Here is a 15,216-nt window from a genome sequence, read left to right as displayed (position 1 = left end):
GGGGGTGCGAGCATGGCGGGCATGGCTACACATGTGATCACCGGGGCCGGGTCCGGCATCGGCGCGGCCGTGTCCCGCCGACTGCACGCGCGCGGGGACGAACTCGTGCTCCACGCGCGCGACGCGGGCCGCGCCAAGGAGCTGGCCGCCCAGTTCCCGGGAGCCCGGACGCTGGTCGGCGACCTCGCCGACCCGGACCGCCTCAGCTGGGCCTTCTCCCACCAGACCCTGCCCGACCGGGTCGACTCCCTACTGCACATCGCGGGCGTCGTCGACCTGGGCCCGGTCGGTGACCTGACCCCGAAGACCTGGCGCCATCAGCTCAACGTCAACCTGCTCGCCCCCGCCGAGCTGACCCGGCACTTCCTGCCCCAGCTGCGCACCGCCCGCGGCCACGTCCTCTTCGTCAACTCCGGCGCGGGCCTCGCCGCCCACGCGGGCTGGTCGGCGTACGCGGCCTCCAAGCACGGCCTGAAGGCCCTCGCCGACTCCCTGCGCCACGAGGAGCACGCCAACGGCGTCCGCGTCACCTCCGTCTACCCCGGCCGCACCGCCAGCCCCATGCAGGCCAAGGTCCACCAGCAGGAGGGCAAGGACTACGACCCCGGCCGGTGGATCGACCCCGAGTCCGTCGCCACCACCATCCTGATGGCCCTGGACCTGCCCAGGGACGCGGAGGTCAACGACCTGACGGTGCGCCCGGGCCGCTGATCGTCCGCGGAGGGTTCCGTAGGCTGCTCCGGTGAGCGAAAACAGCCAGATCAGCTTCGGCGCCGCCACCGGCGTCGGGTCCATGCCCGGGACCGATGCCCGGGAGGCCGCCAAGACCGTCACCGGGTCCTTCGAGGACTTCCCGTACCTCGCCGAGCTGCCCGCGCGCGGCCCCGGCGCCGACATGATCGGCCGGACCGCCGGGCTGCTCGTCGAGCTGTACGCGCGCGTGGAGCCCAGTGGCTGGCGGATCGGGGACCGGCCGGGCCGGGACACCCGGCGGGCCCGTTCCTGGCTCGGGGAGGACCTCGACGCCCTCGAGGAGTACACCCGGGACTACGAGGGGCCGCTGAAGGTGCAGGCGGTCGGCCCGTGGACGCTGGCCGCCGCACTGGAGCTGAGGAACGGCGAGGCCGCCCTCTCCGACCCCGGCGCCTGCCGCGACCTCGCCGCCTCGCTCACCGAGGGCCTGCGACTGCACCTGGCGGAGGTACGGCGCCGCGTCCCCGGCGCGCACATCGTCCTGCAACTCGACGAACCGTCACTGACCGCCGTACTGCGCGGGCAGGTGAGGACCGCCAGCGGCTACCGCACCCACCGCGCCGTCGACCGGCAGGTCGCCGAGGCCACGCTCCGGGACGTCATGGGGGTGCACGACGGCGGCCCCGTCGTGGTCCACTCGTGCGCACCGGACGTGCCGTTCGCGCTGCTGCGCCGGGCCGGGGCTAAGGGGATCTCCTTCGACTTCTCGCTCCTCACCGAGCGTGACGACGAGGTGATCGGTGAGGCGGTGGAAGGGGGGACCCGGCTGTTCGCCGGTGTGGTGCCGGGCACGGACGGCCCATTGTCGGACCCTGCCGGTAGCGTCATGGGTGTCAGGACGCTCTGGCGCAGGCTGGGGCTGCATCCGGGCCTTCTCACGGATGCCGTCACGGTCACTCCGGCGTGCGGGCTCGCGGGTGCGTCCCCCGAGTACGCCCGTCGGGCGCTCGCCCACTGCGTCCGGGCGGCGAGATCCCTCGCGGACAACCCAGAGTAACGGGAGGACAACACGGTGGCCGGCGACAAGCAAGCGGAGACGACGGTGCCCGCCGAGGCACGGGACAGGCACGCGCAGCTCGCCCAGGAGATCGAGGAGCACCGCTTCCGTTACTACGTGAAGGACGCTCCCGTCATCAGCGACGCCGAGTTCGACGAGCTGATGCGCCACCTGGAGGCGCTGGAGGAGGAGCACCCCGAGCTGCGCACGCCCGACTCGCCGACCCAGAAGGTCGCGGTGGCGTACGAGACGGACCTCGCCGAGGTGGAGCACCGCCAGCGGATGCTCTCCCTGGACAACGTCTTCGACGACGAAGGGCTCGCCGCCTGGGCCGAGCGGGTGGCGAAGGACGTCGGCACCCCCGACTACCACCTGCTGTGCGAGCTGAAGGTCGACGGACTCGCGGTCAACCTGACCTACGAGGACGGCAGACTGGTCCGCGCGGCCACCCGCGGCGACGGCCGGGTGGGCGAGGACATCACGCCGAACGTCATGACGATCGGGGAGATCCCGCACCGCCTGCACGGCGACCGCGTCCCCCGGCTCGTGGAGATCCGCGGCGAGGTCTACTTCCCGATGGAGGCGTTCCAGGACCTCAACGCCCGCCGGGTGGCCGCCGGTGAGAAGCCGTACGCCAACCCCCGCAACTCCGCCTCGGGTTCGTTGCGCCAGAAGGACCCCAGGGTCACCGCGACGCTGCCGCTGCACATGGTCGTGCACGGCATCGGTGCCCTGGAGGGCTTCGAGGGCCTGACCCGGCTCTCCCAGGCGTACGACCTGCTCAAGGAGTGGGGCCTGCCGACCTCCTCGCACAACCGCGTCGTCGACGACCTGGACGGCGTACGCGAGTTCATCGCCCACTACGGCGAGAACCGCCACTCGGTGGCGCACGAGATCGACGGCGCCGTCATCAAGCTCGACGAGATCCCGCTCCAGGGCCGCCTCGGCTCCACCTCCCGCGCCCCGCGCTGGGCGATCGCGTACAAGTACGCGCCGGAGGAGGTGAACACCAAACTGGTCAACATCCGCGTCGGCGTGGGCCGCACCGGCCGCGTCACCCCGTACGCGCAGGTCGAGCCGGTCACCGTCGCGGGCTCCGAGGTGGAGTTCGCCACCCTGCACAACCAGGACGTGGTCAAGGCCAAGGGCGTCCTCATCGGGGACACGGTGGTGCTGCGCAAGGCCGGTGACGTGATCCCGGAGATCCTGGGCCCGGTCGTCGACCTGCGCGACGGCAGCGAGCGCGAGTTCGTGATGCCCGCCGAGTGCCCAGAATGCGGTACGGCGCTCAGGCCGATGAAGGAGGGCGACGTCGACCTGCGCTGCCCGAACGCCCAAACCTGCCCGGCGCAGTTGCGGGAGCGCCTGTTCTACCTGGCGGGCCGCAAGGCGCTGGACATCGAGCACTTCGGCTATGTCGCCGCGGCGGCCTTCACCAAGCCGCTGGAGCCGAAGGCCCCGCCGCTGACGGACGAGGGGGATCTGTTCGACCTCACCGTGGAGCAGCTGCTGCCCATCAAGGCGTACGTCCTCGACCAGGACAGCGGGCTGCCCAAGCGCGACCCGAAGACGGGCGAGGAGAAGGTCGTCACGGTCTTCGCCAACCAGGAGGGCAAGCCCAAGAAGAACGCGCTCGCCATGCTGGAGAACATCGCCGCGGCCAAGGAGCGCCCGCTCGCGAGGATTCTGACCGGGTTGTCGATCCGTCATGTCGGGCCGGTGGCGGCCGAGGCGCTGGCCCGGGAGTTCCGTTCCGTCGACCGCATCGAGCAGGCGAGCGAGGAGGAGCTGGCGAACACCGAGGGCGTCGGCCCGATCATCGCCGCCTCGCTGAAGGAGTGGTTCGCCGAGGAGTGGCACCAGGAGATCCTGCGCAAGTGGAAGGCGGCCGGGGTCCGCATGGAGGAGGAGGGTTCCGGCGAGGACCAGGGCCCCCGCCCGCTGGAAGGGCTCACGGTGGTCGTGACCGGAACGCTGGAGCACTTCACCCGCGACGGCGCCAAGGAGGCGTTGCAGAGCAGGGGCGCCAAGGTGACCGGGTCGGTTTCGAAGAAGACGGCGTTCGTCGTTGTGGGTGACAACCCCGGATCGAAATACGACAAGGCGATGCAGCTGAAGGTGCCGGTCCTGAACGAGGACGGGTTCAACGTCCTGCTGGAACAGGGCCCGGAGGCCGCCGCGGACGCCGCACTTCCGGCCGAGGAGTAGCGGTTGAAGGCCACCCGATCGGCGTATATCAGATGCATACGGGTGGCCCGGGTGTAATCGGGCAACCACCGACGACCGCTGCCCGTGGAAGCCTTCCGCGGCCTACTGTTGAGATGTGCGCCTGCCGTGCCCAGCTGCGGTCGGGGCATCCCCGTGCTCTGGAACGAGGGCCCGGGGAAGGGTTTTCCAACGCGGCGCCAAGGATGGTTGTCGGGCATCGGGCCGCGTGGCGTGGGCACCGCCGGCTGTGAGAGGGACGGGAATGGAACCGACCGAGAGCGCCGCCCCGGACTCACGCCTGCGCCGGATGGCCGGTGCCTGGCGGACGGGCCGCCGCCCGCTGTGGCGCGCCGGCCCCGCAAGCCGCCTCGGCCGCCCCGCGCAGGCACCCGGGCACGCCGGACCGGCACCCGTGGGACCCGGGCACGTCCGGCCCGCCCACACCGGGCCCGGCCGAGTGCCGCCCGGACACGGCCCGCACGGCGGGCAGTTCGCCGGACACCCGGGCGCCGGGCACACCGCCGGACTGCCGGGCACCGGACCGGGCGCCGACACCGACCGCCACCAGGCATGGCCCGCGCTGCCCGCGGCCGTGGTCGCCGCCGCCGCCTTCGTGCTCGGCGCCGGGTTCCTGCGCGCCTTCACCGGCAACCACGCGCTCTTCCCGTCCGGCACGGTCGGCTGGTCCCTGGCCGTCCTCACCGGCATCATCGTCGGCCACCTGGTCGCCCTCGGCCGCGCCCGCTGGTGGGGCGGCACCGGCTCCGGCGCCGCGCTCACCCTCGCCGTACTGCTGCTGTACGGCTGGGTGTCCGCCGGGATGGTCAGCCTCACCGTCGTCGTCCTGGTCGGCATAGCCCGCCGCCACCGCTGGCGCCAGGGCGTGCTGCACGGCGCGGTGGACATCCTCGGCATCGGCGCCGGCGCGCTGGTCCTGGCCGCCTTCGGACGGGTGCCGTCCGTCGAGCACCCCTGGCCCCCGGACACCTGGACCCTCTACACCGCCCCCGGCGTGGTGCTGGTCGCCGTCGCCTACCTCGCGGTCACCCGCGTCCTGCTGTGGTACCTGCACGCGCCCCCGACCGGCGGTCTGCCCACCATCGCCCGCACCGCCCTGGTCAGACAGGGCCTGGTCGCCGTGGCGCTGCTCGGCATCGCACCGCTGGTCTGCGTCGTCGCCGTCGCCGAGCCGATCCTGCTGCCGCTGTTCTCCATCCCGCTCATCGCGCTCGACTCCACCCTGTGGATGGCCCGCGCCCGCGCCGAGGAGCAGCTGCGCGACCCGCTGACCGGACTGCCCAACCGGCAGTGGCTGCTGGAACGCATCTGGACCGCGCTGGACGACGCCGAACGCATCGGCGCCCGCTCCGCCCTGATGCTGATCGACCTCGACCGCTTCCGCTCGGTCAATGACACCCTCGGTCATCTCGCCGGTGACCGGCTGCTGCTCCAGACCGCCGACCGGCTGCGGCTGGCGCTGCCCCGCGGGGCGGAGGCGGCCCGGCTCGGCGGCGACGAGTTCGCCGTGTTACTGCCGGTCGCCGACTCCACCACCTCGGCGACCCGAGTGGCCCGCAACCTGGTCGCGGAACTCAGCTCCCCGCTCGACCTGGACGGCCTCACCCTGGTGCTGGAGGCCAGCGCCGGGGTCGCCGTCTACCCCGACCACGCCCTGGACGCGGAGGGCATGCTGCGCCGCGCCGACGTCGCGATGTACCAGGCCAAACGGGACCGGACCGGGGTCGAGGTCTACGAGTCCAAGCGCGACTCCAACACCCCCGACCGGCTCGGCCTGCTGGCCGACCTGCGCCGCGCCCTGGACGCGCGCGAGGTGCAGCTGCACTACCAGCCCAAGGTCCGCTTCGACGGGCAGGTCGCCGGGCTCGAGGCGCTGGTGCGGTGGGTGCACCCCGAGCGCGGGAAGGTGCCGCCGGACGAGTTCATCGCGATCGCCGAGTCGTCCGGGCTGATGCCGGTCCTCACCGAGTACGTGCTGGAGACGGCGCTCGGGCAGGTCGCCAAGTGGCGCGGACAGGGGCTGTTCGTGCCGGTCGCGGTGAACGTCTCCCCGCGCGATGTGCACACCCCCGGCTTCGCCGGGTCCGTCGCCGCCCGGCTGGCCCGGCACGGCGTCCCCGCGGGGGCGCTCCAGCTGGAGATCACCGAGCATGTGCTCCTGGAGGACCCGCAGCGGGCCGCCGACACCCTCGCCGGGCTCACCGGGCACGGGGTGAAGATGTCCCTGGACGACTTCGGCACGGGGTACTCCTCGCTGGTGCACCTTCGGCGCCTCCCGGTGAGCGAGCTGAAGATCGACCGGTCCTTCGTGGCGCGGCTCGCCGTGGACACCGAGGACGCGGAGATCGTGCGGTGCACGGTCGACCTCGCCCACTCCCTCGGGCTGCTCGTCGTCGCCGAGGGCGTGGAGGACGACGAGACGTGGGAGCGGCTGCGGGACCTGGGGTGTGACGCCGTACAGGGCTGGCTGGTCGCGGCCGCGATGCCGCCCGAGGAGACGACGGCGTGGTTGCTGGCGCGGGGGTCCCGGGGGTGGCAGCGGCCCCGCGCCGCGCTGCCTGCGGCGGCGACCGACGAGTAGTTTCCCGCCCGCCTGTAGGCACCCGTCCACCAGGGGACTGCCCGGCGTGACCGCTGGCCGGGGGTGGGTGTGCTTGCCCGCGCTGGCGGGGTGCCGCTGCGCCCACCGGTGCCGCCCCAGCGGCACGACTGCCCGCAGCTGCCACGAAACCGTTTAACGGGCACCCGTCCCCGCCCCATAGGATTGGCCCCAAACCAAATCACACTCACCCCAGAGGATCGCTGCATGCCTGGCATCACGCGCGAGGAGGTCGCCCACCTCGCCCGGCTGGCGCGTCTGGAGCTGAAGCCCGAAGAGCTTGATCACTTCGCCGGCCAGCTGGACGACATCATCGGCGCGGTCGCCCGCGTCAGCGAGGTCGCCGACCAAGACGTTCCGCCGACCTCGCACCCGCTCCCGCTGACGAACGTCATGCGCCCGGACGAGGTCCGCCCCTCGCTCACCCCCGAGCAGGCGCTCTCCGGCGCCCCGGCCCAGGAGCAGCAGCGTTTCAAGGTGCCGCAGATCCTGGGGGAGGAGTAACACCCAATGACGGACAGCCCCATCATCAAGCTGACCGCGGCCGAGATCGCCGAGAAGATCGCCTCCGGCGAGCTGGCGGCCGTCGAGGTCACCGAGGCCCATCTGGCCCGTATCGAGGCCGTCGACGAGAAGGTGCACGCCTTCCTGCACATCGACCGTGAGGGCGCCCTGGCGCAGGCCCGTGCCGTCGACGCCAAGCGGGAGCGCGGCGAGCAGCTCGGCCCGCTGGCCGGTGTGCCGCTCGCGCTGAAGGACATCTTCACCACCGAGGGCGTGCCCACGACCGTCGGTTCGAAGATCCTGGAGGGTTGGATCCCGCCGTACGACGCGACGCTCACCAAGCGGCTGAAGGCCGCCGACGTGGTCATCCTCGGCAAGACCAACATGGACGAGTTCGCCATGGGGTCCAGCACCGAGAACAGCGCCTACGGCCCGACCGGGAACCCGTGGGACCTCACCCGCATCCCCGGCGGCTCCGGCGGCGGCTCCAGCGCGGCCCTGGCCTCGTACCAGGCCCCGCTCGCCATCGGCACGGACACCGGCGGTTCCATCCGCCAGCCCGCCGCCGTCACCGGCACGGTCGGCGTGAAGCCGACGTACGGCGCGGTGTCCCGGTACGGCATGGTCGCCTTCTCGTCCTCCCTGGACCAGGGCGGCCCCTGCGCCCGCACGGTGCTGGACGCGGCGCTGCTGCACGAGGTCATCGCCGGGCACGACCCGATGGACTCCACCTCCATCGACACCCCGGTCCCCGCGGTCGTCGAGGCCGCCCGCAACGGCAGCGTCGCCGGGATGCGCGTCGGCGTGGTCAAGCAGTTCCGCGGCGAGGGCTACCAGGCCGGTGTCATCCAGCGCTTCGACGAGTCCGTCGAGCTGCTGAAGGAGCTGGGCGCCGAGATCGTCGAGCTGGACTGCCCGTCCTTCGACCTCGCCCTGTCGGCGTACTACCTGATCGCGCCGTCGGAGTGCTCGTCCAACCTCGCCCGCTTCGACGGCCTGCGCTACGGCCTGCGGACCGGCGACGACGGCACGCACTCCGCCGAGGAGGTCACGTCCCTGACCCGCGAGGCCGGTTTCGGCCCCGAGGTCAAGCGCCGCATCATGCTCGGCACGTACGCCCTGTCCAGCGGCTACTACGACGCCTACTACGGCTCCGCGCAGAAGGTCCGCACGCTCATCAAGCAGGACTTCGAGCGGGCCTTCGAGCAGGTCGACGTGATCGTCTCGCCGACGACCCCGACCACCGCCTTCGCGATCGGCGAGCGCGCCGACGACCCGATGGCGATGTACCTCGCGGACCTGTGCACCATCCCGACCAACCTGGCGGGCAACGCCGCGATGTCCCTGCCCTGCGGTCTCGCACCGGAGGACAACCTGCCGGTGGGCCTCCAGATCATCGCCCCGGCGCTCCAGGACGACCGCCTCTACAAGGTGGGCGCCGCGGTCGAGGCCGCCTTCGTGGAAAAGTGGGGGCACCCGCTCCTGGAGGAGGCTCCGTCGCTGTGAGTGCACTGAACAAGGCCAAGGACTTCAAGAGGTCCAGGTCCGGTCTGTACGTCTCGATGGCCACGTCGGCGTTCGGCGCCGTCGGGGTCTACAAGCAGATCAAGAAGGCCCGTGGCGAGAGCGACACGCTGCGGCTGCTGGACGCCGTCCTGACCGGCGCCGCCGTCGTGACCAACCTCGCCATTCTCTACCGCGAGCTGAAGCGGCTGGGCGACGACGACGTCCTGCTGGGCTGAGAGGGAAGTTTCACCGTGACCACCACGACCGACCTGGTGTCGTACGAGGACGCGCTGGCGTCGTACGACCCCGTCATGGGCCTCGAGGTCCATGTCGAACTCGGCACCGCCACCAAGATGTTCTGCGGCTGCTCGACCTCCCTCGGCGCCGACCCGAACACCCAGACCTGCCCGGTCTGCCTCGGCCTGCCCGGAGCGCTCCCGGTCGTCAACGCGACCGGCGTCGAGTCCGCCATCAAGATCGGCCTCGCGCTGAACTGCGAGATCGCCGAATGGTGCCGTTTCGCCCGGAAGAACTACTTCTATCCGGACATGCCGAAGAACTTCCAGACCTCCCAGTACGACGAGCCGATCGCCTTCAACGGCTACCTCGACGTGCAGCTGGAGGACGGGGAGACCTTCCGGGTGGAGATCGAGCGCGCCCACATGGAGGAGGACACCGGCAAGTCGACGCACGTCGGCGGCGCGACGGGCCGTATCCACGGCGCCTCGCACTCGCTGCTGGACTACAACCGCGCGGGCATCCCGCTCATCGAGATCGTCACCAAGCCGATCGTCGGTGCCGGGGAGCGCGCCCCCGAGGTCGCCCGGGCGTACGTCCGTGAGCTGCGCGAGCTGATCCGCGCGCTGGGCGTCTCCGAGGCCCGCATGGAGATGGGCCAGATGCGCTGCGACGTGAACCTGTCGCTGATGCCGAAGGGCTCCGACAAGTTCGGCACCCGCTCCGAGACCAAGAACGTCAACTCGCTGCGGTCCGTGGAGCGCGCGGCCCGCTTCGAGATCCAGCGGCACGCGGCCGTCCTGGGCGACGGCGGGACGATCGTCCAGGAGACCCGGCACTTCCACGAGGACACCGGCTCGACCACCTCGGGCCGTGTCAAGGAGGAGGCCGAGGACTACCGGTACTTCCCGGAGCCCGACCTCGTCCCGGTCGCCCCGTCCCGCGAGTGGGTCGAGGAGCTGCGCGCGGGCCTGCCCGAGCTGCCGCTGGTGCGCCGCAACCGGCTCCGTGAGGAGTGGGGGATCTCGGCGACCGACATGCAGGCGATCCTCAACGCCGGTGCCCTGGACCCGATCGTCGCCACCATCGACGCCGGGGCCGACGCCGCGTCCGCCCGGAAGTGGTGGATGGGCGAGCTGGCCCGCAGCGCCAACGAGTCCGGCACCTCGCTGGACGAGCTGGCGATCACCCCCCAGCAGGTGGCCCGCGTCACCGAGCTGGTGGCCTCCGGCGACCTGAACGACAAGCTGGCCCGCCAGGTCATCGAGGGCGTCCTCGCGGGGGAGGGCACCCCGGACGAGGTGGTCGACAAGCGCGGTCTGAAGGTCGTCTCCGACGAGGGCGCCCTGGGTGCCGCCGTCGACGAGGCCATCGCGGGCAACCCGGGCGTCGCGGACAAGATCCGCGGCGGCAAGGTGGCCGCGGCCGGTGCGCTGGTCGGCGCGGTGATGAAGGCGACCCGCGGCCAGGCCGACGCGGCCCGGGTGAAGGAGCTGATCCTTCAGAAGCTGGGCGTCGAGGGCTGACCCGTACGCAGCGAAGGGGGCCGCACCGGCGTCGGTGCGGCCCCCTTCCGCGTGCGGTCAGATACGGCGTCCCACGACCCGGGTGAATCCCAGCACCGCCCCCTGGTCGGCGCGCAGCATCGCCGCCGACTCGCGCGCCATGCCCGCCATGAAGTCGCTGGGGCTCTCCTCGGCGCACACCTCGCTCCACAGCAGCCAGTCGCGCCAGCCGTCGTCCAGCCAGTCGGCCGCCTCCACCTCTACGGCGCCGCTGCGGGTCCAGTGCCGTCGCCACCAGGCGGGGGAGTGGAAGCACCAGAAGGCGGGCTCCCAGAAGGGCCTCAGGTGCTCGGGCGGCTCGGTGCCGTCGATCTCCTCGCGCACCGAGGGTACGACCACGCCGATCCGCCCGCCGGGCTTGAGCAGCCGGGTGAGGGTGGGCAGGTAGAGGTCGTCGGTGCCGAAGTACTGGTAGGCGTCGATGGAGACGATCGCGTCGAAGGTGTCCCCGCCGAAGGGCAGGTCGTGCGCCTCCGCCAGGACGGGCAGCACCCGGTCGGCGACCCCTGCCTCGGAGAGGCGCCCGGCGTTGTCGTCGGGCTTGATCCACAGGTCGGCGGCGGTGACCTGGACGTCGTACTCCCGGGCCAGGAAGACCGAGGTCATGGCGCGTCCGCAGCCCAGGTCGAGGACGCGGGCGCCGGGGGGCAGGGTGTCGAGGCCGAGGGCCGGGGCCAGCCACTCCAGCAGCCACAGCGCGTGCGGGCCCATCTGGTTCTCGATGGTCCAGCGGGCGTCGTAGGCGTTGCTGCGGGGATGGCGGGGGTGGGTCAGGCGCGTGAGATCGGACACCGGCGGGACGCTAACAAAGGCCGGTCGGGCCGCGCACCTGCTTATCGGCCGAGAAAGTTCACCTGATGGTCCTGTGATCCGACTTCCGCTGTTGTGAGTCGGCCCACGAAACACACAAACGATCATTTTCGACTGCAAGAGTGGCAGCGCATTGCTCATGCGTTCTTTGCGGGCTTTCAGTACAAGGACTGACGTTCGGCTGTTCCCGGTCAAAGATCCACAAGAGTCACTCGGGAGCAGCTCGTGGCAGCCCTTGCGCGCTGGTGTGTCAGGCACCGTCTGGCGGCCGTACTGCTGTGGCTCCTCGCCTTCGGCGGGGCGACCGCCGCCGCCTCCGTCGCCGGATCGGCCTACTCCAACGACTACAAGGTGCCCGGCACCGAGTCCGGCCGCGCGGGCGAACTCCTCCAGCACGGCTTCCCGGGACTCGGCGGCGACAGCGACCGGATCGTCTGGCACACCGACTCCGGCACCGTCCGCGCCGCCGACGTCGAACAGACGATGACCCACACCCTGGACGAGGTCGCCGCACTGCCCGGCGTCGCCGCCGTATCCAGCCCCTACGACGACCAGGGCGCCGCCCAGATCAGCGCCGACGGCCACACCGCCTACGCCACGGTCACCTTCGCCGACCAGGCCAAGGACATCGACGCGGGCCAGGCGCGGGCGGTGGTCGACACCGCCGAGTCCGCCGGGACGACCGGGCTCCAGGTGGAACTGGGCGGCAGCGCCATAGGGCTCACCGAGTCCTCCGGCGGACACCTCGCCGAGGCGGTCGGCGTGATCGTCGCCGCCGTCGTGCTCTTCCTCGCCTTCGGCTCCCTCGCCGCCTCCCTGCTGCCCATAGCCACCGCGCTGGTCAGCGTCGGCACGGCCTACGCCGGGACGGTGCTGCTCGGGCACTTCATGACCGTCGCCGACTTCGCGCCCATGCTGGGCATGCTGATCGGGCTCGGCGTCGGCATCGACTACGCGCTGTTCATCGTCACCCGGCACCGGCGCGGTCTGAAACGCGGGCTGAGCGTCACCGAGTCCGTCACCAACGCGGTCGCCACCACCGGGCGCGCGGTGGTGTTCGCGGGTGCGACGGTGTGCATCGCCCTGCTGGGCATGCTCATCCTGCGGCTCAACTTCCTCAACGGGGTCGCCATCGCCGCCTCGCTGACCGTGGTCCTCACCGTCGCGGCCTCCGTGACCCTGCTGCCCGCGCTGCTGTCGCTCATCGGCATGCGGGCGCTCGGCCGCCGCGAACGCCGGCGCCTCGTCGAGCACGGCCCCGAACCGGAGCTGCCCACCGGCTTCGCCGCCCGCTGGTCCGCCTTCGTCGAACGGCACCCCAAGAAGCTCGGTGCCATCGCGCTCGCCGTGATGACCCTGCTGGCGCTGCCCACCCTCTCGCTCCACCTGGGCACCTCCGACCAGGGCAACAACCCCGCGACCTCGACCACCCGCCAGGCCTACGACCTGCTGGCCGAGGGCTTCGGACCCGGCGTGAACGGCCCGCTCACCCTCGTCACCGAGGTGCACGGCGGCTCCGACCGGCTCGCCCTGGACAACCTCGACGGCACCCTGCGCACCACCGAGGGCGTCGCCGCGGTGACCCCCGTCACCTACAACTCCGGCGGCGACACCGCGTACCTCACCGTCGTACCGGAGTCCTCCCCCCAGTCGAAGCAGACCAGCGAACTCGTCGAACGGCTGCGCGACGAGGTGCTGCCGCGTGCCGAGACCGGCACCTCGCTCGACGTGCACGTCGGCGGTGTCACGGCGGGCTACGACGACTTCGCGGACGTGATCGTCGGCAAGCTGCCGCTGTTCGTCGGCGTCGTCATCGGCCTGGGCTGTGTCCTGCTGCTGCTCGCCTTCCGGTCGGTCGGCATCCCGCTCAAGGCCGCCGCGATGAACGTCGCCGCGGTCGCCGCCGCCTTCGGTGTCGTCGTGGCGATCTTCCAGTGGGGCTGGGGCAGCGACCTGCTCGGCCTCGGGCGCGCGGGCCCCATCGAACCCTTCCTCCCCGTGATCATGGTGTCCGTCCTCTTCGGGCTCTCCATGGACTACCAGGTCTTCCTGGTCAGCCGGATGTACGAGGAGTGGCTGGAGACCGGCGACAACCGGCGCTCGGTCCGCGTCGGCCTCGCCGAGACCAGCCGGGTGATCAACTCCGCCGCCGTCATCATGATCTCCGTCTTCCTCGCCTTCGTGCTCAGCGGCGACCGGGTGATCGCCATGTTCGGCATCGCGCTGGCCGCCGCCGTCGCCCTGGACGCCTTCGTGCTGCGGACCCTGCTGGTGCCCGCCCTGATGCATCTGCTGGGCGGCGCCAACTGGTGGCTGCCCGGCTGGCTGGACCGACGGCTGCCGCGCATCAGCATCGAGCCGCCCGAGTGCCGCTCCGCCCTCGCCGATCATGAGAGGCTCGCGGGCGTCGAGGACGTACTCGAGAAGGAGCGGCACCACGATGTACGCGATATCCCTGGGTGACGACGGAGCCGAACTGCGCCCCCTGGAGCCCTGGCACGCCGAGGAGTTCCTCGCCCACCTCGACCGCGGGCGGGAGTTCATCAACCGGCACATCCCCTTCGGGATGAACGCCAAGGACGTAGAAGGCGCGCGCGCCGTCCTCCAGGCCTACGCCGACAAGCGGGCCACCGACCGGGGCTCGATCCACGGCGTGTGGCTGGACGGGAAGCTCGTCGGCGGTGTGCTCTTCTTCGCCTTCGACGCCGCCACCGGCAACTGCGAGATCGGCTGCTGGCTGGAGCCCGCGGCGGCCGGGCGGGGCCTCATCACCCGGGCGTCGCGCGTCCTCATCGACTGGGCGTTCGGCGAGCGCGGCATGCACCGCGTGGAGTGGCACGCCGCGTCCGAGAACACCCCCAGCGTCAATGTCGCGCGGCGCCTCGGCATGACCAGGGAGGGCGTGCTGCGGCAGAGCTACCCCTGGCGCGGCGGCCGTCAGGACTACGAGATCTGGGCCGTGCTCGCGCCGGAGTGGCAGGACGCACGCGCGCGTGCCGCTCACAGCGATCATTAAGGGACTTCTCAGACAGCGTCCGTACGGTGCGGGGCATGGGTACCAAGACTGAGGACGAGACCGGCGCCGACACCGGTACGGCGACGACGGAACCGGCCACCGACGAGGTGACCGGTGCCTCGCCGACGGACGGGGCGGACACGCCCGCCGGGGACGACGCGGCCGAAGCCGCCGAAGCCGCTGACGGGGCCGAGGTGGCTCCCGAGGCCGGTCCCTCCGGCGTCGGGCAGGGCGCCGCGGCCGTCGTCTCCGCCGCGCTCGGCATCGTCTCGCTCACCGGCAGCTGGGTCGGCACCGTGGCCTCCGCACGGCAGTCCCTCATCGGGCAGCTGGAGTCCTCCGGCTCCTCGGACGTCGCCGAGATGATCCGCCGCGGCTACGGCGACGCCTGGCAGGCCAACGCCCTGTGGGCGGGGCTGTTCGCACTGACCGCGCTGGTCGTCGGCGTCGTGGTGCTGGCCCGGCCCGCGTTCGGCGCCCCCGGCGCACCGCAGGCGCCGTGGATCAAGTCGGTCTCCTGGGCGGGCGTCGCGCTCGGCGTGATCGGCCTGCTGCTGGCCGTGCTCAAGTACACCGACGTCCTGCTCGGACTGCCGTCCACCGGCTGACGCCCGACCCCACCGCACCCGCTGAGGGGCCTTAGGACACGCGCCTGAGGCCCCTCCCCACATCTAAGGCCCCGTGCTCGCCGAAGATGCGGAACTCTCCCGATGTGGCCACCCCGCCTTGGAGACGAAGGTAGAGGCATCGCAGCACCGCGATACCGACACCGCATTCCAGGACCTCCGGACACTCCGGAACGGGGAGAAACCATGCACGAGTACGCCCTCCACGAGATCCGCTCCGCCGAACTGCTCCGCCGGGCCGAGCAGGAGCGCCTCGCCCGCGAGATCCTCCGCGGCCGTCGCGCCGCCCGCCGAGCAGCCGTACCACGCGCCGCCGACGGCGAGAGCCATACCGGGCGGACCAGGCGGCTCCGTTTCCCGCGCACCGCATGACCACC

At 71.8% G+C, this 15,216-nt stretch carries 13 protein-coding genes; 12 read left to right on the top strand and 1 reads right to left on the bottom strand.

The features are described 5' to 3' along the window. Positions 1–21 precede the first annotated feature (21 nt). From KBY47_RS22390 to gatB, 8 genes are all read left to right on the top strand, one after another. On the top strand, positions 22–711 hold the full coding sequence (locus tag KBY47_RS22390) for an SDR family oxidoreductase (protein ID WP_210923439.1): 690 nt from the start codon (positions 22–24) through the stop codon (positions 709–711). Positions 712–742: 31 nt separating this feature from the next. Then, positions 743–1,750: a methionine synthase gene (locus tag KBY47_RS22385; RefSeq protein WP_210923437.1), complete on the top strand. Its 1,008-nt coding sequence runs from the start codon at positions 743–745 to the stop codon at positions 1,748–1,750. Positions 1,751–1,765: 15 nt separating this feature from the next. Then, positions 1,766–3,958, top strand: a complete 2,193-nt coding sequence (ligA, locus tag KBY47_RS22380) for an NAD-dependent DNA ligase LigA (protein ID WP_210923435.1) — start codon at positions 1,766–1,768, stop codon at positions 3,956–3,958. Positions 3,959–4,220: 262 nt separating this feature from the next. Next, positions 4,221–6,557, top strand: a complete 2,337-nt coding sequence (locus tag KBY47_RS22375) for a bifunctional diguanylate cyclase/phosphodiesterase (protein WP_210923433.1) — start codon at positions 4,221–4,223, stop codon at positions 6,555–6,557. A 225-nt stretch (positions 6,558–6,782) separates the two neighbouring features. Next, complete coding sequence (gene gatC / locus KBY47_RS22370; RefSeq protein ID WP_004925108.1) at positions 6,783–7,079, top strand: Asp-tRNA(Asn)/Glu-tRNA(Gln) amidotransferase subunit GatC; 297 nt, start codon at positions 6,783–6,785, stop codon at positions 7,077–7,079. 6 nt (positions 7,080–7,085) lie between these two features. After that, positions 7,086–8,585 (top strand): Asp-tRNA(Asn)/Glu-tRNA(Gln) amidotransferase subunit GatA, encoded by a 1,500-nt coding sequence (gene gatA / locus KBY47_RS22365; RefSeq protein ID WP_210923431.1) that lies wholly within the window; start codon positions 7,086–7,088, stop codon positions 8,583–8,585. Further along, positions 8,582–8,821 carry a hypothetical protein gene (locus KBY47_RS22360; protein WP_210923428.1) on the top strand — a complete coding sequence of 80 codons (240 nt, stop codon included), beginning with the start codon at positions 8,582–8,584 and terminating at the stop codon, positions 8,819–8,821. The genes gatA and KBY47_RS22360 overlap by 4 nt, the downstream gene beginning before the upstream one ends. A 15-nt stretch (positions 8,822–8,836) precedes the next feature. Further along, positions 8,837–10,348: an Asp-tRNA(Asn)/Glu-tRNA(Gln) amidotransferase subunit GatB gene (gatB, locus tag KBY47_RS22355; RefSeq protein ID WP_210923426.1), complete on the top strand. Its 1,512-nt coding sequence runs from the start codon at positions 8,837–8,839 to the stop codon at positions 10,346–10,348. A gap of 57 nt (positions 10,349–10,405) precedes the next feature. On the opposite strand, the gene KBY47_RS22350 is transcribed toward gatB, so the two are convergent. Further along, positions 10,406–11,179, bottom strand: coding sequence for a methyltransferase domain-containing protein (locus tag KBY47_RS22350; protein WP_308405235.1), 774 nt, complete (start codon positions 11,177–11,179; stop codon positions 10,406–10,408). A 243-nt stretch (positions 11,180–11,422) separates the two neighbouring features. Between KBY47_RS22350 and KBY47_RS22345 the strand changes: the two genes are divergently transcribed. From KBY47_RS22345 to KBY47_RS22330, 4 genes are all read left to right on the top strand, one after another. Continuing rightward, complete coding sequence (locus tag KBY47_RS22345; protein WP_210923424.1) at positions 11,423–13,660, top strand: MMPL family transporter; 2,238 nt, start codon at positions 11,423–11,425, stop codon at positions 13,658–13,660. After that, complete coding sequence (locus tag KBY47_RS22340; protein WP_210923422.1) at positions 13,638–14,213, top strand: GNAT family N-acetyltransferase; 576 nt, start codon at positions 13,638–13,640, stop codon at positions 14,211–14,213. Before KBY47_RS22345 ends, KBY47_RS22340 begins: the two co-directional genes overlap by 23 nt. A gap of 35 nt (positions 14,214–14,248) precedes the next feature. Continuing rightward, on the top strand, positions 14,249–14,821 hold the full coding sequence (locus tag KBY47_RS22335; protein ID WP_247695061.1) for a hypothetical protein: 573 nt from the start codon (positions 14,249–14,251) through the stop codon (positions 14,819–14,821). Positions 14,822–15,025: 204 nt separating this feature from the next. Continuing rightward, a complete protein-coding gene (locus KBY47_RS22330) occupies positions 15,026–15,211 on the top strand; it encodes a hypothetical protein (RefSeq protein ID WP_210923419.1) in 186 nt (61 codons plus the stop codon). Positions 15,212–15,216 lie beyond the last annotated feature (5 nt).

It is taken from the genome of Streptomyces sp. B93 (assembly GCF_018070565.1).
Taxonomy (GTDB): Bacteria; Actinomycetota; Actinomycetes; order Streptomycetales; family Streptomycetaceae; genus Streptomyces.
This window is presented reverse-complemented; position numbering and strand designations above follow the sequence as displayed.

Bases quoted from the DNA above. Each gene is read 5' to 3' on its own strand.
- KBY47_RS22340 (WP_210923422.1), top strand. From the start codon at position 13,638: ATGTACGCGATATCCCTGGGTGACGACGGAGCCGAACTGCGCCCCCTG.
- KBY47_RS22330 (WP_210923419.1), top strand. From the start codon at position 15,026: ATGCACGAGTACGCCCTCCACGAGATCCGCTCCGCCGAACTGCTCCGC.
- KBY47_RS22375 (WP_210923433.1), top strand. From the start codon at position 4,221: ATGGAACCGACCGAGAGCGCCGCCCCGGACTCACGCCTGCGCCGGATG.
- KBY47_RS22390 (WP_210923439.1), top strand. From the start codon at position 22: ATGGCTACACATGTGATCACCGGGGCCGGGTCCGGCATCGGCGCGGCC.
- KBY47_RS22335 (WP_247695061.1), top strand. From the start codon at position 14,249: ATGGGTACCAAGACTGAGGACGAGACCGGCGCCGACACCGGTACGGCG.
- gatA (WP_210923431.1), top strand. From the start codon at position 7,086: ATGACGGACAGCCCCATCATCAAGCTGACCGCGGCCGAGATCGCCGAG.
- gatC (WP_004925108.1), top strand. From the start codon at position 6,783: ATGCCTGGCATCACGCGCGAGGAGGTCGCCCACCTCGCCCGGCTGGCG.